Annotated in this window: 25 protein-coding genes; 2 read left to right on the plus strand and 23 right to left on the minus strand. The window is 34.0% G+C overall.

All coding sequences use genetic code 11. From position 1 onward, the window contains the following. Positions 1–42: 42 nt before the first annotated feature. The 15 genes from ACEN4L_RS09375 to ACEN4L_RS09445 form a co-directional block, all read right to left on the minus strand. A complete protein-coding gene (locus ACEN4L_RS09375; RefSeq protein WP_407096815.1) occupies positions 43–477 on the minus strand; it encodes a hypothetical protein in 435 nt (144 codons plus the stop codon). A 359-nt stretch (positions 478–836) separates the two neighbouring features. Further along, positions 837–1,181 (minus strand): hypothetical protein, encoded by a 345-nt coding sequence (locus ACEN4L_RS09380; RefSeq protein ID WP_407096814.1) that lies wholly within the window; start codon positions 1,179–1,181, stop codon positions 837–839. Between the two features lie 48 nt (positions 1,182–1,229). Then, the gene (locus ACEN4L_RS09385) at positions 1,230–2,015 is read right to left on the minus strand and encodes a DUF3658 domain-containing protein (protein WP_407096813.1); all 786 of its coding nucleotides are present in this window, start codon (positions 2,013–2,015) and stop codon (positions 1,230–1,232) included. 302 nt (positions 2,016–2,317) lie between these two features. Then, entirely contained in the window at positions 2,318–2,977 is a 660-nt protein-coding gene (locus ACEN4L_RS09390; RefSeq protein WP_407096812.1) for a DNA alkylation repair protein, read from the minus strand. Between the two features lie 470 nt (positions 2,978–3,447). Continuing rightward, the gene (locus tag ACEN4L_RS09395; RefSeq protein WP_407096811.1) at positions 3,448–3,849 is read right to left on the minus strand and encodes a hypothetical protein; all 402 of its coding nucleotides are present in this window, start codon (positions 3,847–3,849) and stop codon (positions 3,448–3,450) included. Between the two features lie 26 nt (positions 3,850–3,875). Beyond that, positions 3,876–4,331: an ASCH domain-containing protein gene (locus ACEN4L_RS09400; protein WP_407096810.1), complete on the minus strand. Its 456-nt coding sequence runs from the start codon at positions 4,329–4,331 to the stop codon at positions 3,876–3,878. 34 nt (positions 4,332–4,365) lie between these two features. Further along, entirely contained in the window at positions 4,366–4,905 is a 540-nt protein-coding gene (locus ACEN4L_RS09405; protein WP_407096809.1) for a cysteine hydrolase family protein, read from the minus strand. A gap of 62 nt (positions 4,906–4,967) precedes the next feature. Beyond that, positions 4,968–5,435, minus strand: coding sequence for a GNAT family N-acetyltransferase (locus tag ACEN4L_RS09410; RefSeq protein WP_407096808.1), 468 nt, complete (start codon positions 5,433–5,435; stop codon positions 4,968–4,970). 21 nt (positions 5,436–5,456) lie between these two features. Continuing rightward, a complete protein-coding gene (locus ACEN4L_RS09415; protein WP_407096807.1) occupies positions 5,457–5,951 on the minus strand; it encodes a kinase in 495 nt (164 codons plus the stop codon). A 19-nt stretch (positions 5,952–5,970) separates the two neighbouring features. After that, positions 5,971–6,609 carry a uridine kinase gene (locus ACEN4L_RS09420; protein ID WP_407096806.1) on the minus strand — a complete coding sequence of 213 codons (639 nt, stop codon included), beginning with the start codon at positions 6,607–6,609 and terminating at the stop codon, positions 5,971–5,973. A gap of 19 nt (positions 6,610–6,628) precedes the next feature. After that, a complete protein-coding gene (locus ACEN4L_RS09425; RefSeq protein WP_407096805.1) occupies positions 6,629–7,408 on the minus strand; it encodes a PHP domain-containing protein in 780 nt (259 codons plus the stop codon). A gap of 39 nt (positions 7,409–7,447) precedes the next feature. After that, entirely contained in the window at positions 7,448–7,816 is a 369-nt protein-coding gene (locus ACEN4L_RS09430) for a hypothetical protein (protein WP_407096804.1), read from the minus strand. Between the two features lie 324 nt (positions 7,817–8,140). Continuing rightward, positions 8,141–8,362, minus strand: a complete 222-nt coding sequence (locus ACEN4L_RS09435; protein WP_407096803.1) for a hypothetical protein — start codon at positions 8,360–8,362, stop codon at positions 8,141–8,143. 565 nt (positions 8,363–8,927) lie between these two features. Further along, on the minus strand, positions 8,928–9,248 hold the full coding sequence (locus ACEN4L_RS09440) for a type II toxin-antitoxin system Phd/YefM family antitoxin (protein ID WP_407096802.1): 321 nt from the start codon (positions 9,246–9,248) through the stop codon (positions 8,928–8,930). A gap of 191 nt (positions 9,249–9,439) precedes the next feature. Further along, a complete protein-coding gene (locus ACEN4L_RS09445) occupies positions 9,440–9,832 on the minus strand; it encodes a GNAT family N-acetyltransferase (RefSeq protein WP_407096801.1) in 393 nt (130 codons plus the stop codon). A gap of 429 nt (positions 9,833–10,261) precedes the next feature. On the opposite strand from ACEN4L_RS09445, the gene ACEN4L_RS09450 reads away from it, so the two are divergent. After that, positions 10,262–10,489 (plus strand): hypothetical protein, encoded by a 228-nt coding sequence (locus tag ACEN4L_RS09450; protein ID WP_407096800.1) that lies wholly within the window; start codon positions 10,262–10,264, stop codon positions 10,487–10,489. A gap of 146 nt (positions 10,490–10,635) precedes the next feature. Then, entirely contained in the window at positions 10,636–11,409 is a 774-nt protein-coding gene (locus tag ACEN4L_RS09455) for a hypothetical protein (RefSeq protein WP_407096799.1), read from the plus strand. A 228-nt stretch (positions 11,410–11,637) separates the two neighbouring features. On the opposite strand, the gene ACEN4L_RS09460 is transcribed toward ACEN4L_RS09455, so the two are convergent. The 8 genes from ACEN4L_RS09460 to ACEN4L_RS09495 form a co-directional block, all read right to left on the minus strand. Then, positions 11,638–13,260 (minus strand): peptidase MA family metallohydrolase, encoded by a 1,623-nt coding sequence (locus tag ACEN4L_RS09460; RefSeq protein WP_407096798.1) that lies wholly within the window; start codon positions 13,258–13,260, stop codon positions 11,638–11,640. Positions 13,261–13,497: 237 nt separating this feature from the next. Beyond that, entirely contained in the window at positions 13,498–15,411 is a 1,914-nt protein-coding gene (locus ACEN4L_RS09465; protein ID WP_407096797.1) for a S41 family peptidase, read from the minus strand. Positions 15,412–15,483: 72 nt separating this feature from the next. Then, positions 15,484–15,672: an HAD hydrolase-like protein gene (locus ACEN4L_RS09470; protein WP_407096834.1), complete on the minus strand. Its 189-nt coding sequence runs from the start codon at positions 15,670–15,672 to the stop codon at positions 15,484–15,486. A gap of 9 nt (positions 15,673–15,681) precedes the next feature. Next, positions 15,682–16,035, minus strand: a complete 354-nt coding sequence (locus tag ACEN4L_RS09475; RefSeq protein ID WP_407096796.1) for a hypothetical protein — start codon at positions 16,033–16,035, stop codon at positions 15,682–15,684. Positions 16,036–16,131: 96 nt separating this feature from the next. Then, entirely contained in the window at positions 16,132–16,659 is a 528-nt protein-coding gene (locus ACEN4L_RS09480) for a GNAT family N-acetyltransferase (RefSeq protein ID WP_407096795.1), read from the minus strand. Between the two features lie 648 nt (positions 16,660–17,307). Beyond that, entirely contained in the window at positions 17,308–17,763 is a 456-nt protein-coding gene (locus tag ACEN4L_RS09485) for an 8-oxo-dGTP diphosphatase (RefSeq protein WP_407096794.1), read from the minus strand. 144 nt (positions 17,764–17,907) lie between these two features. After that, complete coding sequence (locus ACEN4L_RS09490) at positions 17,908–18,756, minus strand: GNAT family N-acetyltransferase (RefSeq protein ID WP_407096793.1); 849 nt, start codon at positions 18,754–18,756, stop codon at positions 17,908–17,910. An 82-nt stretch (positions 18,757–18,838) separates the two neighbouring features. Further along, positions 18,839–20,302 (minus strand): ATP-binding cassette domain-containing protein, encoded by a 1,464-nt coding sequence (locus tag ACEN4L_RS09495; protein ID WP_407096792.1) that lies wholly within the window; start codon positions 20,300–20,302, stop codon positions 18,839–18,841. Positions 20,303–20,377: the final 75 nt, after the last annotated feature.

Raw genomic sequence — 20,377 nt, forward strand, 5'->3', positions numbered from 1 at the left:
CCTTAACTAAACTCAGTTTTTTTAACTGTCTTTGATTTCATATCAAATCTCATCAATATCCTCTAAAGTATAATATATTGTCTGGTAATGAGCTCTTCCCGTGTGATCACTTACATATATATAGAACTTTTTCTTCTTAAATTTAGCATAACATTTTTTCCATACTTTCTTGAATTTAACATTATCAATGATAATTCGCATTTTTTTACCAGAATCAACTCCAATTAAGTAACCTTGAGGATCACCCCCTATGTAGGTACTACTCATAAATGATTCATGAAATCTTTTTATCTTAAAAGGAGTGATACCTTCAGAAATAATTTGAGTAGAAGTATTTCCTACATTCTTAATTTCGATAACATGAACCCATTCTTGATCTTGTTCTTCATCCGTCATTGCACAATCTAGGTATAACCTTGTTTTTCTCGCGTCTCTAGCAAGCCATAATGAAACAACGACCGCTCCTACTGTTCCCATCGCTGACAACATTTCCCAAAGGGTTCCTAAATCTAAATTTATATTGATATTTTCAACTCATTTCTTTGTTTTAATTTATATAATCTTCATGAAAACAATAAATATAATCATTGCAATGTAAAGGTATTTTGTTGTTATAATTTCTACTATATCTACGTCTTTCACTTCGATTTTATTACTTCACGACACAAATTGTGATACTCTCAATAACGAATTATCATCTTTAATATCCAACTCTATGATTTTTTCATAACTATTTTTTGTGTTCTTTTCTCCATTCACTTTAACTGATTAACTGAGAATTTTATCCTCATACCTAATGCAACAATCTTACATTTTATAGTTGTGGTATCTATTAGCTATTTAGATTTGCTGAATATCTTTAAAATAACTTTTGAGCTTAAACTTCCTAAAACTAGTGAGAAAATTAGCAACGCTAGTGAAGGTAGGATTTCATTTAGTCCTTCATTATAAAAATAATCTTGGAAAGCCCATAACCCAAATAATATATATAAAGCAGCGAAAACCCCTGTTAACACATAAAAAAGAAATATTTTAAGAAATGAACTATGTTCCTCTACTCTCTCATCAGAGTTATTCGTGCTGCCTCCAGTATGATTCTGACCTGTATTTACCCGTGCATTCATAGAGCTGCTAATAGTGCTGTTTTTATTTTGTCTGATCTGCTGATCTCTATCACTCATGAGGATTCACTCCTTTTTGTTGATTATATTAGAACTCATATTATTGTATTAATCGGTCCTTTTAAGAATTCTTTCGTGAATATTTTCACTATTTTTTATAATTGTCAGCTTATCTTCCTGAATCAGTTTATCAATACGTAATGCATACCAACTATCTGTTACATTTAAATCATATTCCGTCATTAATTTAGCTATCAGTTCTCCTTGCCTAAATTCAGTATTGGGAAGGTTTTGAAAGATAATAAAATCATAAAAATGCTCCGGTACAGAAATTACCTTTCCGTTTACGATTGCTCGAAGTAGAGCATTTTCTTTTTTCAGTGCTTCCCAACAGTCACTGGCTGCTCTTTTTTCTAAAGCTGAAAGTGATTTTTCAAACGTCATTAAACCATAAATTTTTTCAGGTTCGATTTCACCCCAATTATTATATGACGTTACTGTTTGATCAGTATCATGTATATACTCAGGTAGAATGACTGTGTTTATTGGACAATCTATCTCTTTCAAAAGATTGCAAATATAGTAAAATCCGCACATTGAATAAGGCACATGGCTTTTCCAAATCCGTATAGTTTCTCCAGCTTTTGCAGCTGATAGTAAAATGTCCATATCATTCTTTTGCTCAGCAAAAAAGTACTCTTTATTACTATCAGAGGAATGTCTTCCAAGTGTTTGATCATAAACATCTTGGCGCTCTTTGCCATTAATCGCTCCTGTTATATCACCCATTGCGAGAAAGAAACCAATATTTACTATTTCTTTTGAATCTCCATGAATCGCTTTTGCTTGCAGAATCCCACCTTTTTCACTTTCGCTAAATACTACTTCTAACATAATTTCCGCCTCCTTTTTAAAATAACAAATTTAATTAGTTTAAGTGTATCATAGGTTTTTATGTATAATTTTAGCTTCCTGAAATACTTAAATTATTTACAAATATTTTTTTGAGAGTAGCTGGTTTCTACTTCAACAATTACCGAACAGTACTGAATCAACAGTCAAACTTGTTACATTAACAGATCAGCTTCTGCATAAGTTAACTTCAAATCACTAGAGCTATCAATATTCCGGTATTCCTGGCGCATCGATCTAATTGACAAATAGCTTTTCTTCTATTTGGAGCAGACACCTAATTTTTATCCTATATACTTGCTGCCTTCACGAATGCTCAATGTAGCCATAGATGAACGATTTTCTTGAATAAATTGCCCTACCCAATCAGGGTTAGTCTTGCTATAGTCGCGCAGGCTCCATCCAATCGCTTTATTGATGAAGAACTCGGTATCATTTAAGTTATTTTTAATAATGGCAGCCAATAAGTCTGTATCTGTTTTTTCTTTGAAGAGGAGTTGATGATCAATAGCCACTCTGCGTATCCATATATTGTCTTCCAAGCTCCACTCAGTCATTGTTTCTTTTAATTCTGGATAGCGCAGTACTAGAGACCCTACTACTCCATCAAGTCCATCCACGGTGTCCCACCATGACTTCGTTTGAATGTATTCCTTGATTTTTGGCAAATGCTGAGGTATCAAAATCGATTGAATGATTAATAAGTAATCAACCCCAGCATAATGGAATTCTCTTTCTGCTTTTGAAAAGCAAAATTCTACGAAATCAAAGTCGATTTTCTTTTCTTTTAAAGCTTGTCGAAACTCTTTTTGGTAAACGGCTTTTCGTGGTGCAGCAGCAATCCCTAAAAACGGAAATTGATTCCGCATATAAGCTTCCATTTGAACTGCACGAACCGGATCCCGTAATTCTTCTAACTGATCAACTATTTCTTCATACCACATACTAAACCTCCTATATTCTAAATTTTGTAACGCCTCGTTTTTATCAATATAATTTGGCTGATTATACTGATGATAGCTAGGATAAGCAACAATATACTTACGGCACTTGTTTCTGTAACATCCCATGCTAAACTAAACAAGCTGACAATAATTGAAGCTGTTTAAAAAGTTACTCTCTGTTTTTTTGTAAATATGTACAACATTTTTTGCTGATCATTCCTTTTTATACGAATACTTTCTGGATATGTATATAATCATCCATCTATACTATCAATATTACCATACAAAAAAGCCAAACCTATTAACGAATAGATTTGACGTTTTTATAGTTTAGATACACAGTCCAGCTATTGCTGCGTTCAATAAAAATACCAATGTTCCTGTGATCATAGCACATAAACTTAATCGAGAGATATCTTTTCATCTATTTGGTACCAGTGATCCTAATCCACCGAAGACTTCATTTCGCTTTAGAAAGACTGACGGGTAGTCTTACGATTAATTACCTTTAAACGATAACAATTAAACGTAAATAAGATGACTAACATCAATAACACCATCAGTACAAAAGTATTTGTTGCATAATAGACATTTTCTATAATATTGCTGACAATAATAAAAATAAAAGGGATAAGAAATGCCAGATAAGCCAATCGGGTTGTGGTGACTTCCACTACGTCCCCATCTTTCACTTGGATTTGATTGCTGTGCGACCCAAATTGAGACACTCTTAATGACGCATTCTCGTCTTTAATATCCAGTTCTATGGCTTCTTCATGAGCAATTGTTGTGACCTTTTCTCCATTCACTTTCACTGAGAATTTCGCCCCCATACCTAAAGTACCCGTCTTGCGTTTAATAGTCACTGACATGTTCCCACTCCTCTTATCAAATTTAATTAACTAACCTTTTCAGCTTTATAAACAACTTTAAATTCTTCACATACTACCAAAGCTTCGTCATCAAATACCAGATTATTGTTGCCGTATTCTTCTAAAAAGAAATCTGTGTGGATTCTTCTCCAATAAGTTAAAGTGCGATCGCCTTCACCTTCTTTGAAAGCATGTTGCTCTGAAACTTCATTAAAAGGCGTCACGTAAACTTTCGTTGTTTTAGTAATGCAAATCGCATGATCACTGCCATCTAAAATGACGTTAAACTCATTTTCCGTTGGCAATGCTTCATTATCTATTTCATATAATTCATGCCCTGATGTAGTAGCCGTTTTAAAGCCTTGTAAAGTCAGTTCTGCCAAGTCAGCTGGATCAACTCCAAAACTCCATGCCTCATAACGTGCATTCTCGTGTTCAGGATGAGCCGCAACAAAATGGCTCCATAGTTCTTTTGCTTGCATAAATTAATCCCTCATTCTCTCTATCATAAAATAGTTAACTAGTGCTTGTTTGATATTTTTCGCTGTATTCTTCTACATCTAATACTTCAATAACATTCGACCAATGCAACACAGATCCTACGAAATCTCTTACATCCAAGCCGTTCATCTCATAGGTAACTTCGTCATTCACTGTCCCTGTTGCATCTTCAATAAAGGTGACCTTATAACCCCTGTCATAGGCTGCTATTGCAGTAAACTGACAACAAAACTCCGTATTGAATCCCGTGATAAAAAGATGATCAACTCCTAGTTGTTCTAATCGATCACTGAGTTCAGTTTGGAAAAAAGCACTAGGTGTCTTCTTTTCAATAATTATGTCTACATACTTTTTTAAGGAATGATGCAATTCTGAGCTTGGAGCCTCTTTATAGAAAGAACTAGTTTCATCATCTTCTATGTTTCGTATAAAAATTACAGGAGCACCTTCTGTTTTAAAATCCTGAATAATTCCCTCTATGTTATTCAATTCTTCCTGAAAATCCTTAAATTCCACAATTACATTTTGAACATCAATGACTAATAATGCTTTCATACTCCAACCGCCTCAATATTTTTTGTATATACTTTTGACAATAATCATAGAATTTCGAATGCTTATAGTTTAACTGCATTGTCCTTTAGTTCGTAATGCAAAACATATTCGTTATCTTCTTTATTGAAAGAATGGTCTTTAAACCCTTCTGAACGCAATAATTCTCCCATTACCTCGTTCCCTTTAATGTAATCTGCAATTAAAATAGTGTATTTATTTTGCTCTTTGCTCATTTGAACGACTTTTTTTATCGTTTCTCGTCCGTAGCCTTTACCTTGATATTGTTTTCCAATCATCATTCGCCAAATCATGATTTCGTTTTCATTTTCGTCGGTATCCAACAATAGAAAACCTACGACTTTTTCTCTATCTTGTATGGCATAAGGAAAAACATCATTGTTATTGCGGTACAAATAACACTCCGCCAATGAACGAACATTAGGAGCAACAAAACGACTTTGACTCTCTGCAACTTCTAGATTGATCACATCTTTAAAATTCTCCTCGTTGATAGGCACGAATTCAATCATCTGACACTTCCCCTTTTTAGTTCACTGTATCTGACTTAAAATTATTTCTAAGACATCTTCTTGCGTCATCTCACTAGTCAATATGATTTCGTTGTCTTCTTCAAGAAAATCCCGCGGCATCCACCATGCACGTAAGGAATCCTCTCCAAACTCTAAATTTTTGGGACGATTGAGATGCCGTTTGACCGTTTCTTCAAATGGCAGATCAAAATAAAAGATAGCTGCCTGTTGATCATAAAACCGGATCAGTCCGCGCAACATATCTCCGTAGCGGCCTTTATCCAGAATTCCTTCTACAATCACAAATTCACACTTGCTTTTGCCGAATTCTGCTATTTGACGAATCAAATCGATTGAGAGATTTCCTTCTCGATCTGCAACCTTTAACATATCTCGACGGATAACGTCTTGAGAAATTACCAGCGTTCCTGGTCCTAAATGAGTTTGCAGATTCTTCGCGATAGTTGTTTTCCCACTTCCGGAATTTCCGCGTATGATAATTAATTTAGAATGCATATTCTTTGCTCCTTAACAGCTACTGATAGTCGTATTTTTCTATCGTACAGGCATCATTAGAATTTTTTACCACAATGTCAAATTGTTCATGATATGGATGCATAAACAACTCATATTGAATCCTTCGCTGTTTGTGCGAATCATTCAAGCGATTCATAGTAGCGCCTCTTTCAGAAACATCCCGAACCCCTCTTCTTATAAGCTCCGTTTCAGCATCTGTGTAGAGATAGACGGATAAATCAAATAAATATGGCTTTAAAAATGCTGCACTCATTCCTTCTACAATGGTAACTTGGTTCTTCGCAGACACTAAAGTACTTTCTATGTAATGAGTTCCAATCGTATAAAAATCTAATCCTTGTTGAATCATATTGATGTCTCTTTCCAACGCTAATACATTATGAGCAGTTGGATGGCAAGCCGTCATTTTATACGTATATTGCTGGTGATGATATGCATAATTTATCGTAGTATATTTTCTGACTTCAGTAATGATGTAAGGGTCAGTATTGATGTAGTTCACTTTAGCATCTACCAAACTGATTAATTTATTTGCAAAGGTTGTCTTTCCGGAAGCCCCATGTCCTGATATACGAATAAGGGTCTTTTTATCTGTATGGTTAATCTGATGAGCTAACCGCTGTAATAATTCTTCCATTTGCATTCTCCTGACTGTACTAAGGTCGTTTTACTAAAATGGGTTTGTCTTTTTGATAAACGGTTAACTGTTCAATACCATGCTGCTTCAATACTTCAAATATTTCTTTAAAATGGTACTCATAATATTGTGCTACATGCGCATCTGATTCAACTGTAAAGTATTTTCCGCCTAATGACTTGTACAAATCAATCCCATATTCATACAAATGAGTATTGTTGTATTTGAACATACTCTTTCCATTCAGTTCAAAAGCTAGATTATTTTCAATAGCTTTCTTGAATATTTTCTTCAACAATGGTTCGACTTTTCTTAAATCGTCTACAGTTACATCATACCGTCTTAAACCATATTCAAAATGAGCCAACACATTGGCCTGAGAGAAATCTTCGACAGCTGTTAACATCAATTGAAAATATTCTTCCATCGTGTCCTCTAAGGAATAGTCTAAGACAGCGTCTTCCATAAAATCATACTTCCCGTTTTGATGCACACTCAGCAATACAAGGTCATATTCTTGAGAAGATAAGTGTTCTTTAATGGATTCACTATCTGCTTGGGTATAGCCAACTTCAATTCCTTTTAAGAGCCGATCGTTATAGCGCAGGTTCAATTCTTCGATTTTTTTACTATAAGCAGAATAATTTGGGTAATTATGTTGAAAAATAGTTATTGGATTATGAAAATCTAAATGTTCCGTCGTTACTACAAACTTGTTAGATAATTCAAGGTAATTTTCGAACTTTTCTTTTGAATCAAATGAAAAATGAGTGTGCATATGTTGATCGTAATAGTCCATATTTTAACTGCTTTCTCATTATGTATTTCTGTACAACCTTTACGCTGTATCGGTTTTTCGCTTTCGAATACTAGTAACTATTTTCCAAATTGCAATAACAGTAGCTATCCAAACTCCTATATCATTCAGACCTAGACCTGAAGTAGAAGTGCCTCCTAAAAGCGTGAGTACCACGATTAGGCTAAGAAAGTAAAGCAATACAAAAATTTGTTCGGCTGTTGACTCTTTTTTATCTGGATCATGTAAATATTTAAAAATTAACGAAAGTATAATTAAACCTATTATGAGCCAAAAGATCCATTTTCCAGGAACTATATTTGGCAAAATAGCATCCGGAAAGAAATCATAGACGACTAGACTAGTCAGAGCAATATAAAAAATGAGATCACTAAATTTCAAAAGTTTCATCTTAAATCCTCCTCGATGAATATTTACTCTGTATTAAGATTTTATGTAGGATGTGGGTATCATTTTTGGTTCTTTTTAGATTCCATTCTAACTAATGACAAAGTAAATCGAGTCTTAGTGTATCGTTCCTTTTATATGATAAAGGATTCTCGAGAGATTATTTTTATGAACTGCAGCAACTATAGGTGACATACAATTGATTTCAGTTTCAAAAATGTATTGTCTATTGTATTTGTAATATTATAAAATGCCGCATATTTAGGTACGCTTTTGAAATTCTCTATAAAGTTCCTTTTTACATTAGCTTTAAAAACTACTATTCTTTTATTCAGCTTCACTCTTTGCCACTCGAAACACAAAGTAGGTAAATAAATTAGCTAATACGATTTCCACTATAAAAATTACAAAGTAAATTAAAATCGCGCCTCTCATTTCTTCAGGAGTTGGTATCATAGAATCAAAGTAAAAGCTTACCACCTGATTAATATGGTAGAAAAACATGATGGTTAAAATAAATCTAGTAACTGAGTTGATTATTTTTTTCATGAGTCAACCACCTATTCGTTTATGTAAAATTCATTTTTATTCTTGCGCTAAAAATGATTTCTTTTTTTCACTTGTTATTTTATTTTAACATAACTGTAAAACCCTTACACTCTAATTTTTACCATGATACTATGGTTCATCCTAATTTTGAATGTCTATAACAAAATTAACTTTACGTATCGTTATCTAATAAAAAGTGCATAAAATTATGTGTTTCAACTAAATAAGACCTCTAACACTTTTTATTATTGTGTTAGAGGTCTTATTTTAATTGGTTTATACGACTTTCAGCAGTTTTATAGACGGATTTTTATCTCTTCTTCCAATGACAACTACTTGAACTACTTCCATTTTACCTTGAAACTCTATAAAAATAACTCTAACTCCCATTTTTTTATTTCCAATTTATTACATTTAGCTAGAGCGCCGTGTAACGGTTGTCCAGCATCCATACCATACATTTTAATGCGATTAAGAGCTTTTTATCAACAAAAATCTTTTGGCTTCCATCAAGCTTATCATAATCATCTCTTGAGTATTCTGTCCATTCTATCTGATACAAATGTTACTCCCACCCATCTTCTTCATCGATAGCAGGTATTTCAGCTGCGATTGCTCCACGAACTTCACTATCAGAATAGAGAGCTACTTTCTCATTCAGCAATCTTTTTTCAGCGATTAAATCAGCAATTTGATCGTATAACTCATCAACCTCTTTATTTAGTGTTTCATATTGTTTTTGTGTCAGCATAACTCCTGCTACTTTTTCTCGATTAAAGATATAAACACCTGCAGCTTCTTTATCAGCTTTTTGAAAGATGTCCATAGGTGCCCGTTTCACTTCAGAAATAGAAGATGTTGGGATATCTAGTATTCTCATGCCCATTTAAACCCTCTCCTTTATATAATTAATTATACATCTTTTAAAAGTTTTTTAAAAGTCTTTTCTTGTTTTAGATTTAATCTATCTTCCTGAAAATCTTTAAAATCTACAATAGCATTTTGAACGTCAATAACTAATATTGCTTCCATATTTTCACTCTCCTATATACTTTTTTGTTTGTTAGTTAAACTTTACTATTCAAAAATTTTTCTAAAAAATGATATATGCATATTCTCGTTCATTCTTTCTACTTTTTTCAAATCTACATAGCCTAAATTCAAATAAAACCTAATCAACTTGATTTCTTCTTTTATAGTATCTAAATTCCACTCCTTTATACCGGGAAACAAGTTTTCAATTTCAGTCATTGCCTGTTTACCATAACCTTTATTTTCAAATTCAGGTAAAATAGCAAGTGGTGAGATTCTTGCTTTTGTTTCATTGGGATTAGTTACAATTCTAATAAAGCCAATTATAGTAGAGCCTACTTCAATAAAATAATAGAGACTACCATCCATAGCAAATCTTTTTTCAATATCCTCAATAGATTCTTTATAAGGGGATATTTCTATGTCTCTATACTTCAAATATAGCTCTTTAAATGCCTTTTTTTGAATATCAAGAATCTTTGATAATTCCTTTTGATCTTGAACTAAATATAGTGATATCTTTTCCAGAAAAAAAAACTCCTTTTAACAGACATATTTTACTTTAACTGTTTATAAGAATTCTTTACAGAGAATCCCATTTCTACTATAAATAACATGGATTCAGCAAATTATTTGATTAGCATGATACTGACTGATCAGTATGCAATATGAAGCGTAGCTGAGCTCTTCAGAAAAGTCTACTCAGTTTGAGAACAACTAAAGGTGCTAAAAATAATGTAGGGTGTTTTACAGAAAAAGATAGACATGACTGAAATACATTTACCGATAATTTTTATGCTATAATTATTCTAATGTATTCTTTAAATCACAAAATATTCAATATTAATCTTGTTAGGAGGTAGTTTCGTGAAAAAACTAAACAAACTTTATGGTTCTATTATGATAAGTATTGGTTCTTTTGTCATTGGGACAATGTTGATCTTTAACCATTATGCATTAAATATTCCGGACTTTTTGTACGGATTATGTTATGGGATTGGATTTGCTATCGAATTAATGGGTATTTATACTTTGTCTCACGATGTTTCTAAATTAAAAAAACTCAAAATTAATTTTTTCAAAAAAACATTTTAATAAATATTACTACTTTGATTCCACCTTTAAAAGCAGTGGAATATACAGACCTCCAAAAGTTAGAATATCACTTTAACTTTTGATAATTGGTACTATAGCGGCTATTTTACTGTATCTCTTTTAGAAAATAAGAAAGAAGGACAACCATGAACCATCATAATATTACTTATCGACTAGACAAGAACACCCGCAAAGAGTTAGCTAAGCTTGTCCGACCAAGTAAACCTTGGCTACATATTAAAACATGGATGGCTGGAGCATTTTCTTTGCTGATGGCTTATTTGTCGTATCGACTGTTTTTACTATTGATCGTTGCAATGGACACCATCAAAACCTATGAATCTATTTATGAAACTGTCCGGCCTTTTTTTCATTTAACCTCTGAAACCTTGTCCTCGTTCACTTCTTCTTTGCTGACTATTTTTACTGCTCTCCTACTTATCTACTTCATCTTCCGTTTTATCTTTTTTTACGTGGTCTGGGTGATGAATGAACGTGCACTAAAGTATCCTTCTAAAGAAATTATCAATCTGGAAACCATTATGGCAGTTGACGTAGACCCGGAAAATCACCACTTTAATCTAACTGTTCAGCATCCAGGTAAAAGAACCTCAATTCAAGTAACTTATGCTGAACAAGACATTGTCTATACTGTTCCTTTTAAGGATGGTTATATTCTTATTCTTTCATTTGCTCCTTTTGTTAAAGAAATCCTCTTGAAAACTCGTAAACCATTGACGAAAAACAAAAAGGTCTTTACTGCTGCCATTCGTTTTAATTTATTTCTTCAGCACCGTATTTTGAACCATACCGGGCTGTTTGTTTATTTTCCTTTAAATGAGTCCTTCAATGATCAAGAACGGGATTTTCTCAAGAAAAGATTGAACCAGTATTTAAAAGAAAGACGGCAACTGGTATAACGTACACAGTTCCCCTCCTCTAAAAATAAAGATGTTACATACAGACTCTTACTAATTTAACTCGCTCTTTAAGAGCAAACAATAGAATTTCAGAAGAATACTTGTTGTCTCATTCAAGTATCTTTCTGGGATTCTATTTAGTTGACCTTACTAAGCTTTTTTCATTCTCTGATTCAACTGCAGGAACAAATCTTCAACAAGACACTTACCATCATATTAATGTACTTGCTATTCTAATTGATGCTTCAGTGCAATTAGCTCTTCTTTTTCAACAGATTCTATATGCGGATACTTTTCCAAAGCCATATTAATGAGATTTCTTTTTTCACGAGTCGTAATTGTAGAGTTTCTCATATACTCACCTTGTAAAATAGCCAGGTATCCTTTATAGGGATTGCTGTACTCTATACTTTCTTGTAGGAATAACAATTCATTGAGCACTTGTTGATTAAATTCCTCTGAATAACCATCTTCTGCGTAAGCCACACTTCTTTCTGCCGCTTCAACTGCACCATCTATATCGGTATAAAGCAGACTGTGCGCTAAATAAATATAACTAGCAGAAGAAGGAATGCCTGTAGAAGCCTCCTGATATTGAATATTCTTTTCCCGGTATTCGACTGCCAATTCGTAATTCCCTAGTAACATATAATATTGGGCCAGCCTGTGAGCGTCTAACTCCATATTAGGCACAATTTCCATTACAGTTAGCAAAGTTTCTGCTGCTTTTTCTGAATTCCTCTCTTGAATATCTTGTGCATCGGCTTTTTTCATCAACGTCGGAAGGAGTTTAAAATCGTTGAAAAAAGCTTCTTCATATTCTTCTAAGTTTTTCCCGGTTTCCTGTTGCAAGGCTTCATCGAATGAGGAAGATGTACTGATATTCCGAAACATCCGCTGAATGATATTCTCTCCTTCTTTTTGCACCAAATACTGAACAAAACCTCTGCTTTGGAAGTAGGGATCATAAGCGTCTCTCTGGTAACTTTCCCACCCACCTTGACTTTCGAGTTCTCGGAAACTGATGTATTCTGTTTGAGAAATGAATTCGCTCAGTATTTCATGGTTCTTTTCAGCCAAGTAAGAAGCAGTACCTTCCTCCAGCCAAACGGGTATGGCTAGAGGAAATATCTGTTGTTCCTCTTTCACTGTTTGAATCAAATGATGTGTGTACTCATGGATTAAAACAGTTTTATCTAAAGGAAGAGGCAGATGAATGAGATGAGTATCAGTTGAGTAAAAGCCATCTTTGCCCCAACCAGTATCCTCGGTTTGGAATGCTTGATCTGTTGCTGAATAAAAGACTACACCAACTGGCTTTTGCGCTTCACCCCCTACAAAATTTTGTAGTTCTGTCTGGTTTTGTTGGATAACTTCTACTGCTTGATCAATAGTTTCTTGTATTTCTTCGCCTTCTTCATAGTAAAATGTCAGAGTTCCTATTTCTTGTCTAGAGAGTTCTTCCAAATTTACGGTCTCTTCGGCTTCTGTACCAGTAAATTGCTTATAGTAGGTAAGTTTTTGTTGTACACTCAATGTCTTGCCTTCTGTGATGTACTCTTCCACTTGGTATAATCCCATATTTAACCCTGCTAGTATGAGTGTTGTTACAGAAAAGACTAAAGTGGCGATAATTGCTAAGCTATTAGAAGTGCGACTTTTAACTGGATACCAGCGTGGTTGAAAAATTCCTACTACAGAAAAAAAGATAACAGCACCTGCTAGTAAAAGCGCTACTCCAACTGCTGCAAGTCCTTGCTCCGAATCAAGAAACAATAGTATGCCAAAAAAGGCAGCTATCATTAGGCATAGAACAACGAGTGCAAATAAGCTTTTTTTGATTAGTTTCATGCTTTTCTCCAATCAATTTTTAGAGTGTTAATTTCTTTATTCGGTTTAATAATTCATATCTTTAGCAACATTTCTTCTACCTTCTTAAATATGATTTGGAAACAAGCTGTCAGCTTTTTGTACCGATACAGTTTTCAATGATAGATAAAATACATTTTCACTACTAGACTGGTAGTTTATAATTTTGATAGTCCTTTTGTAGAACTAAAAAGCCCTTAGTAATTCCATTTCCATACACTATTGCTTGGGGATACTACGTTTTGAATGAATATACTCAATAGCTTCACTAATAAATTCATCTTCCCCCTTTTTAACGCCTTCTCGAGTTCTGTTAACGTAAATATCCGGCTCTACTCCAACTAAATGGGTTTGTGACTCGTCAAGATTGAGGACTTCGACCATCGTAATTCCGCCGAATAATCTTCCAGGAATAGAGTACGTATACATATTGCCGTCCGATCCAGCTGTTGGCTCACCTATGATAGTTCCTAATTGATTATTTTTGACGTATTTCAAGAAATATTCCGGCATACTCATTGACCCAGAATAACTTAAGAAGACGATTTCGCTGTCCAACTTTCTTTCACTGGCTTCAAATCCAGTTGGCTCATCAATTAAAATAGGTGATTCTCTATCTGGATAAATTGCTGCATGAAAGCGGAATATTGGGCCTATTAATGGTTCATCCGTCAATAACTGGATTACTTCTTGTGCTTCAGCAAAGGAATACGGATAACCGCGTAAATCAAAGATAATCCCTTCTGCAGCTTGTAAGGTTGTTAAGTTTTCATTTAATTCATCTAAAACTGGTTGATTAAGATTTACATACCAAATGTTTTCTTCCAATTCTTTTATGGGTTCTTCACGGTAAAATTCATCTATTGATGTTCTACTCTTTTCAACGTCTGTATAAGTGTGTTCGGTTCCGTCCCGTTCAATTGTCACTTTTTCTCCAGGTAACTCACGAATGTATTGAAGAGCGCGATATTCTTTTAATTGGGATGACCCTGGAATGGTTTCTTGGATCTCTTCTATCCAACTGTTTACATCTGTACTCCCAATGGTAAGTAACTGATCTCCTTCTTCAAGTTGCGACTCAGCATCCGTTGCAGTCACAATAACTTCCCCATTTACCACATCTGCTTGAAATGGCCATATCTCTCCTGGCTCTAAAACAAATGAATTCGTATGTGGAAAACGAGTATCACTAATGTTGGCATGACCGTCTCCCGTTTTTTCCAGCAAACTCATTAAGACATTCATATACCCTTCTTTTGAATCAGCTTCATAAGTTTCATCGAGTGTTGGCATGAGTAGTTCTTCCCATTTTGTATCAACTACATGGGAGTTTGGAGAGAAATGCTGTAAATTATTCCACGTGATAGTTGTTGCAGCAAATTGAACGTGTTTATCCTCTAGGTTTTCTGAGAGAAGAGACAGCTCACTTTCCAGACGAGAAAAAGCTTTCCGGCTTTCTTCGGTAGATCCAATCGTCCGCATGTCTTCAAGCGCAATGTTGTTTATCGCTTCTCCTTCTATTCTTTCGATTCCCAGTGTCAAAGGAACAACAACAGCCAGTTCATCTGTTAACTGAACATTCATTACATCATTTTCTGCGGGATATTCCTCAAATAAGGCATTATCGCTTAATATTTGTTCGTCATTATCTACTTTCGCATGCACTCGTTCACTGTTGTAAATGGAGGGCATCAAATCTTCTATTCCTAACCCTTTGTGTTGCCATGCAATACGTTCGCTTACGGGAGAATCGATTGATGGGATGTCCTCTGAAGAAGGATTATAAAAAACTGCAGTTGGAGCAATTGGTAGATACAATTGTTCTAGTGTTTCTCTTAATTCTTCATTATTTGTTGCACCAAGGACTTCATCTGCTCCATAAACAGCAAAATCATTCCAATTCACTTGGCTTGCTTCATCACTTGGGTGAAAAAAACGTATGTATCCAAAAAGTTTGCTAAAAGCATATTCATTTTCAATAACTTGGCTTTTTTCTGGCACTTCTTCGGCTACTTCCATTTGGGAGGAAGCTTCTTTCTGTTGACAAGCCGTTAAAAATAAAAGAATAGAAAAGATAAAAATAAGCCATTTTCCCTTTACATAATTTGTTGGTCGGTACTTCAAGTTATTCATCTATCTCTTCCTTTCATTTAAATTTTTTATCGATTGTTTGACTATAATGTTCCTTCCTTTTTCATAAGGTTACTATGAATAGGAAACTATTTTATCTACAGCATCTAAACAATCCTCTGCAATATGAGTCGGTTTCGCTTTGCTCCATAAGTGTCTCTTTTTGCTCAAGCTTTCGATTCCCACACCAGTCAAGACTAATACACTTTTCATATCGGCATTTTTTGCCAGCATCATATCATTTTTACCAGAATCTCCAACTATATAGCATTCTCATCGGTCTAAATCATGTTTTTTAACAGCTTCATTTACAAATAAAGGCTGAGGTTTCTTGCAGTTGCAGTTGTCTATTTTGGCATGTGGACAGGTATACACTTCAGTTATCTTAATGTTGTGATCTTCTAATTCGTTTACTAGCTTCTTTAAGGAACCATTATATTCTTCAAGCGTCATTCGTCCATGAGAAATATGACTTTGATTCGTAATGATGATATTTAAAAAATCTTTTTGAGCAGCTTTTTGTAATGCGGGTATAGCTTGATCAAAGAACTTGAAGTCAATATTTAGTAAAGAATGACTATTTCCGCCTAAAGTACCTAATAGGTCCCAAAATATTGCCTTATTCATAAATGGACTTTGCTCCTTATATTTTTTTACGTCATAGAACTTTATCAGAATTAATTTGGCACTCCGAATATTAAAATATGTATGGGGTAGAACTAGTTAATCATTGTCCAAATTTATCCAATACCTTTGTTTGATTTTCTTTCCTTCAAGTAATTCATTTTCTAAAATTCCGCCATTATTCAGAATAGTCTTTGCTGAGGCTAGATTGTCTTTGTCACATGTGATCAGTACTCTATTGATTTTCAGCTTTTTACATTCAATTAAAGCCAATGCTAACATTTCAGTAGCAAAACCTTTTTGTCTTTCTGATTTTCTAACACTATAACCAATATGACCACCAAAATGAAATAAATAGTCATTTAACTGATGTCTAATACTCATCATACCGATGAGACTGCCTTCTTGAGAAACGGCTATAAATGTAGTCGCAGATACTGAACCTTTCCTTACAGTGTCTTTTTGAAAAATATTATTGACCGAACTAAGCCATTCTTCAAAGTTTGCATGATTGATTAAATAGCTTGTTCCATCAAGATTGTCCTGATTCTCAATAAATTCTTTCCGATAGTTCATAATTTCATCTTTATACCCTATACTTGGTAATAATAATTTTACTCTGTTCAAATTGCTTACCTCCAGTCTAATGTAGGGATCATTTCATAATCGGCAGCTCATCAAAGCTTATATTAATATTCTTGTCTCTTTTCATCCATAAAGAACTACCTTAAATTTTCCTCAAATATTTCTAACTCATCTTTATCTATATTGACTTCTCCAAGCGCCTTATAGAATAATTGAGAATGCTTTCCTTCAAATACTACAACCGTCATAGAGTGAATATCATTTTCTAATAGATCCATGAAGCCAGATTTAAACAATTCTCGTCCTAATCATTTTTTCCTAATATGCTTATAAAATGTATAATATTCCGAATAATTCTACGAGGTATCATGGGTATTTGCCTGTTCTTTCAATTCCCCCATTTGAATAACCAATACTTTGTTCATCATTAGTTTCAGCAATCTACACAATTTCAGTAGATAGGATATTTCTCCATATCTGTATTCTGCTCATATACGTAATCTAATTTAAAAACTCATCAAGAATCAAATTTTTATAGGTCATTTTCCAAGCATCCACCTATACAACCGCAATTTACTTAGCGTCTTCAATCACGGCTGTTCTTATTTTCATTTCATTCCTCATATTCTTATTTAAGTGCTATATTTCCTTGATATACTGAGTTTTCTAATTTATATTTTTTGTGAAAAATTATAAAAGCTTCTTTTCCCAATTGTTGTTATAGAATTCGTAATAAAATTCTGATAGATTTGGATTTATAAAAATTTCATACATTTCAAAAAAATCTGTAGCTGTTTGAGAACTCAACAATTCATTTTCATCTATCCAAAAAACTTCCCCTTCATCTGAACTGGTTAGTTCACCTATAAAAGTATCTGTTCTATAGAATAGTACGACATATCTTTCATCTGAATACGTTTGAAACTGCTTAATACCGCATATTATAGGATTTTTTATAATGAGACCAGTTTCTTCTTGTACTTCTCTGATAACAGAATCGTGAAAAGATTCATTTTTTTCAACATGTCCTCCAGGAAAAGTCAAACCAGGCCAATCCAAGCTTTTTCTATCTTGAACCAATATTTGTCCTTTATCATTCTGAATCATACACATATTCGTAAAAACAGCTTTTTCTGATCGGTCCAAATAGCTCATTCCTTTTCTAAATTTAATTATTTATGTATCCTTTATTTTTAATAGAAACTATATTAAAAACGTGTTGTTCTGTTAGTCTGTTATATGTGGTAGGATAATGAATCGTTACTTCATCATTGTCACACCACCGCTTAGTTACAAAATATAAGCATCCAATGACAAACTAGCATCATACTGAAAATTATTCAATGCAGCAAAAGCATAGGGATCCACATCATCAGCTTCAATGCTCATTATCTCGTATTGAGCAATCATCTGCTCTATTGTCCATTTGTAAAAAGGCAGATAGCTTTCAATCTGCTGGATGTCTTTCCCACCAATGTACCCCACTTCTATTTCATTACTATTTTCTGTGTTGTAGAAAAAGATATAAGCCATTACTTCTCCATCTACTATCAATAATTTAGAATGAGTGAAACTTAAGTCTTCCAATATGATTTCTTTCCACTTGGTCATTGTCATTTCTTCACTCAAAGGATTAATCATTTGGTGGAAATCGATATAGTTTTTCAACTGCATTTCTAAGGTATCCTTTTGATTATCTTCAGATGCCATGCCAAACGAGGCGATTTCTCCATGAATAAACATATTATTTTCTGAATGAGTAGGTTTAGCCTCTTTTAGTACTGGTGTATAGCACTTACGAGCTAATTTAAAGCCACACTTATTTAAAAAATCTAAAGCTTGTTGGTCGGTAGATTGAATGGTTATTTGCAACTTTTTAGTATTTGAAGCAAGAAATAACTGGTCAAAAAGTTCTTTCCCGATTCCTTTTTTTCGATAATCTGGATGGATATAAATACTTATGTAATCCCTATATGGATGAATTGAATTGTTCCATAGACTGCCCACCCCCACAATCCTATCTTCTTCTAGAGCTAGCAATGTAAAGGAAGCTTTTTCTCCCCAAATCAAATAATAAGGAGCCTGTTTTAATAAGTTATCTATCTCTTCACCAAATTTTGGTTCATACGGAATAAACATAAACTATTCTCCTCTAAAATAATGGATACTTGACGTTTCTTCTAACCCATCCTTATCATCACTTTATTTTCTGATTAACCATTCATTTTTCTAAAATGAGTACTTTTGTAGCAGCTTCTTCAACAAACTTTTCATTATGGTCTACAGCCAACATAGTCGGCTCATTTAACTGAATAGCATCAATCAACTGAGAAACAATATCTATATCTAAATAATTAGTCCCTTCATCCCAGACGTACACTTCTGAAGGGATCAATAAACTTTTAGCGATATTAATTTTCTTTAGTTCACCTTCGCTCCACTCTTTACTGGAAGAATCGTTAAATTTGGATTTCGACAATCCCAATTCACTTAAAATTCTCCACAATACTTCTTGTTGAGTCCCGTCTAATGCATCAAAAAAGCCAAAGTAATCCTCTTTTCTTAACAGTCGCTGTTCTAAAATAGAGACTTTTGGAGGCAACTGAATCTTATATGTCCCAACGGTTGCCATATCTGAAGGGTTCAATATAAAGTCTAATAACGTCGATTTTCCAACACCATTGTTCCCTTTTATGAATAATCGGTCTCCTGGAAGAAGTTCAAAACTAATCGGCTGGAATAAAGGTTCACCATTCCGAAGAATTGAGAAATCTTTCATGGTAATCAATCTCTTTTTAGGAACCAAGACATGCATTTCCAGTTCCCTGATATTCTGAACATTGTCTATGAGTTGAGATTTTTCGTCTATTTTATTGTCTCGTCGTTTTTGGACCGCTTTTGATTTTTTCATTTGCTTAGCAGCTAATCTACGTGAAGAAGCATCTTTAGACGCATTTTCTTTCTGGCTACCCCAATCAGCCATCCGTTTAGAAGTGTCTTTTAAGCGAGTGATTTCTTTTTTCAGCTGGCCATTTCTTTCCAAAGCTAAATTATTTGCGTTTGTTAACTCTGTTCGCCATGTTTCTACATCTCCGGCAATCAACTCGATCGTTTGTTTATTGATAGACAAAACATGGTCTACAAATTGATTCAGAAAGGCTTCATCATGACTCACGACGATATACCCTTTCTGTTTATTTAGGTATTGAGCAACTAGATTTCGCCCATGCAAATCTAAGTTATTGGTCGGCTCATCAATCAAAGGAAATTTATGCTCATCTAAAAATAATTCCAGTAACATCATTTTCGCCTGTTCTCCACCACTTAAAGTAGCAAATGGTTGATACAACAGGTCATAGGATAATTCTAAAGCATGCAGCTCTTTTTCTATCTCCCACTGCTCCACAGTTGGGTTCCTGCTCAACAATAGATCAATCGTGAATTCACTTCCTGCATTTTCTGGGTAATTTGGGAAGTAAGTAAATTCCAAAGGTGTTTCAATAATTCCTCGGTAATCCAAATTTCCTAGTAAAAGGTCCAGCAGAGTTGTTTTTCCGCTTCCATTTTTCCCGAGAAGCCCTAACTTCCACTCCTCATTGATACTGATATTCATTCCATCAAAAATGGGCTCTGTCATTTTGTCGTGCTGAAAAGTGACATCTTTTAACAATATATTTTTTGACAATTAATTTCCCTCCTAACTCCAAGGCACAATAAAAACAGCCCAAATCCAAAAAATATATACCAGTATTAAAATAGT

The sequence above is a fragment of the Desemzia sp. FAM 23988 genome, assembly GCF_045528365.1.
GTDB lineage: Bacteria > Bacillota > Bacilli > Lactobacillales > Carnobacteriaceae > Desemzia.

What these genes read in the sequence shown, in the direction of transcription:
- ACEN4L_RS09375 (WP_407096815.1), bottom strand. Translation starts at nt 477, where the DNA reads ATGGGAACAGTAGGAGCGGTCGTTGTTTCATTATGGCTTGCTAGAGAC.
- ACEN4L_RS09380 (WP_407096814.1), bottom strand. Translation starts at nt 1,181, where the DNA reads ATGAGTGATAGAGATCAGCAGATCAGACAAAATAAAAACAGCACTATT.
- ACEN4L_RS09385 (WP_407096813.1), bottom strand. Translation starts at nt 2,015, where the DNA reads ATGTTAGAAGTAGTATTTAGCGAAAGTGAAAAAGGTGGGATTCTGCAA.
- ACEN4L_RS09390 (WP_407096812.1), bottom strand. Translation starts at nt 2,977, where the DNA reads ATGTGGTATGAAGAAATAGTTGATCAGTTAGAAGAATTACGGGATCCG.
- ACEN4L_RS09395 (WP_407096811.1), bottom strand. Translation starts at nt 3,849, where the DNA reads ATGTCAGTGACTATTAAACGCAAGACGGGTACTTTAGGTATGGGGGCG.
- ACEN4L_RS09400 (WP_407096810.1), bottom strand. Translation starts at nt 4,331, where the DNA reads ATGCAAGCAAAAGAACTATGGAGCCATTTTGTTGCGGCTCATCCTGAA.
- ACEN4L_RS09405 (WP_407096809.1), bottom strand. Translation starts at nt 4,905, where the DNA reads ATGAAAGCATTATTAGTCATTGATGTTCAAAATGTAATTGTGGAATTT.
- ACEN4L_RS09410 (WP_407096808.1), bottom strand. Translation starts at nt 5,435, where the DNA reads ATGATTGAATTCGTGCCTATCAACGAGGAGAATTTTAAAGATGTGATC.
- ACEN4L_RS09415 (WP_407096807.1), bottom strand. Translation starts at nt 5,951, where the DNA reads ATGCATTCTAAATTAATTATCATACGCGGAAATTCCGGAAGTGGGAAA.
- ACEN4L_RS09420 (WP_407096806.1), bottom strand. Translation starts at nt 6,609, where the DNA reads ATGGAAGAATTATTACAGCGGTTAGCTCATCAGATTAACCATACAGAT.
- ACEN4L_RS09425 (WP_407096805.1), bottom strand. Translation starts at nt 7,408, where the DNA reads ATGGACTATTACGATCAACATATGCACACTCATTTTTCATTTGATTCA.
- ACEN4L_RS09430 (WP_407096804.1), bottom strand. Translation starts at nt 7,816, where the DNA reads ATGAAACTTTTGAAATTTAGTGATCTCATTTTTTATATTGCTCTGACT.
- ACEN4L_RS09435 (WP_407096803.1), bottom strand. Translation starts at nt 8,362, where the DNA reads ATGAAAAAAATAATCAACTCAGTTACTAGATTTATTTTAACCATCATG.
- ACEN4L_RS09440 (WP_407096802.1), bottom strand. Translation starts at nt 9,248, where the DNA reads ATGGGCATGAGAATACTAGATATCCCAACATCTTCTATTTCTGAAGTG.
- ACEN4L_RS09455 (WP_407096799.1), top strand. Translation starts at nt 10,636, where the DNA reads ATGAACCATCATAATATTACTTATCGACTAGACAAGAACACCCGCAAA.
- ACEN4L_RS09460 (WP_407096798.1), bottom strand. Translation starts at nt 13,260, where the DNA reads ATGAAACTAATCAAAAAAAGCTTATTTGCACTCGTTGTTCTATGCCTA.
- ACEN4L_RS09465 (WP_407096797.1), bottom strand. Translation starts at nt 15,411, where the DNA reads ATGAATAACTTGAAGTACCGACCAACAAATTATGTAAAGGGAAAATGG.
- ACEN4L_RS09475 (WP_407096796.1), bottom strand. Translation starts at nt 16,035, where the DNA reads ATGAATAAGGCAATATTTTGGGACCTATTAGGTACTTTAGGCGGAAAT.
- ACEN4L_RS09490 (WP_407096793.1), bottom strand. Translation starts at nt 18,756, where the DNA reads ATGTTTATTCCGTATGAACCAAAATTTGGTGAAGAGATAGATAACTTA.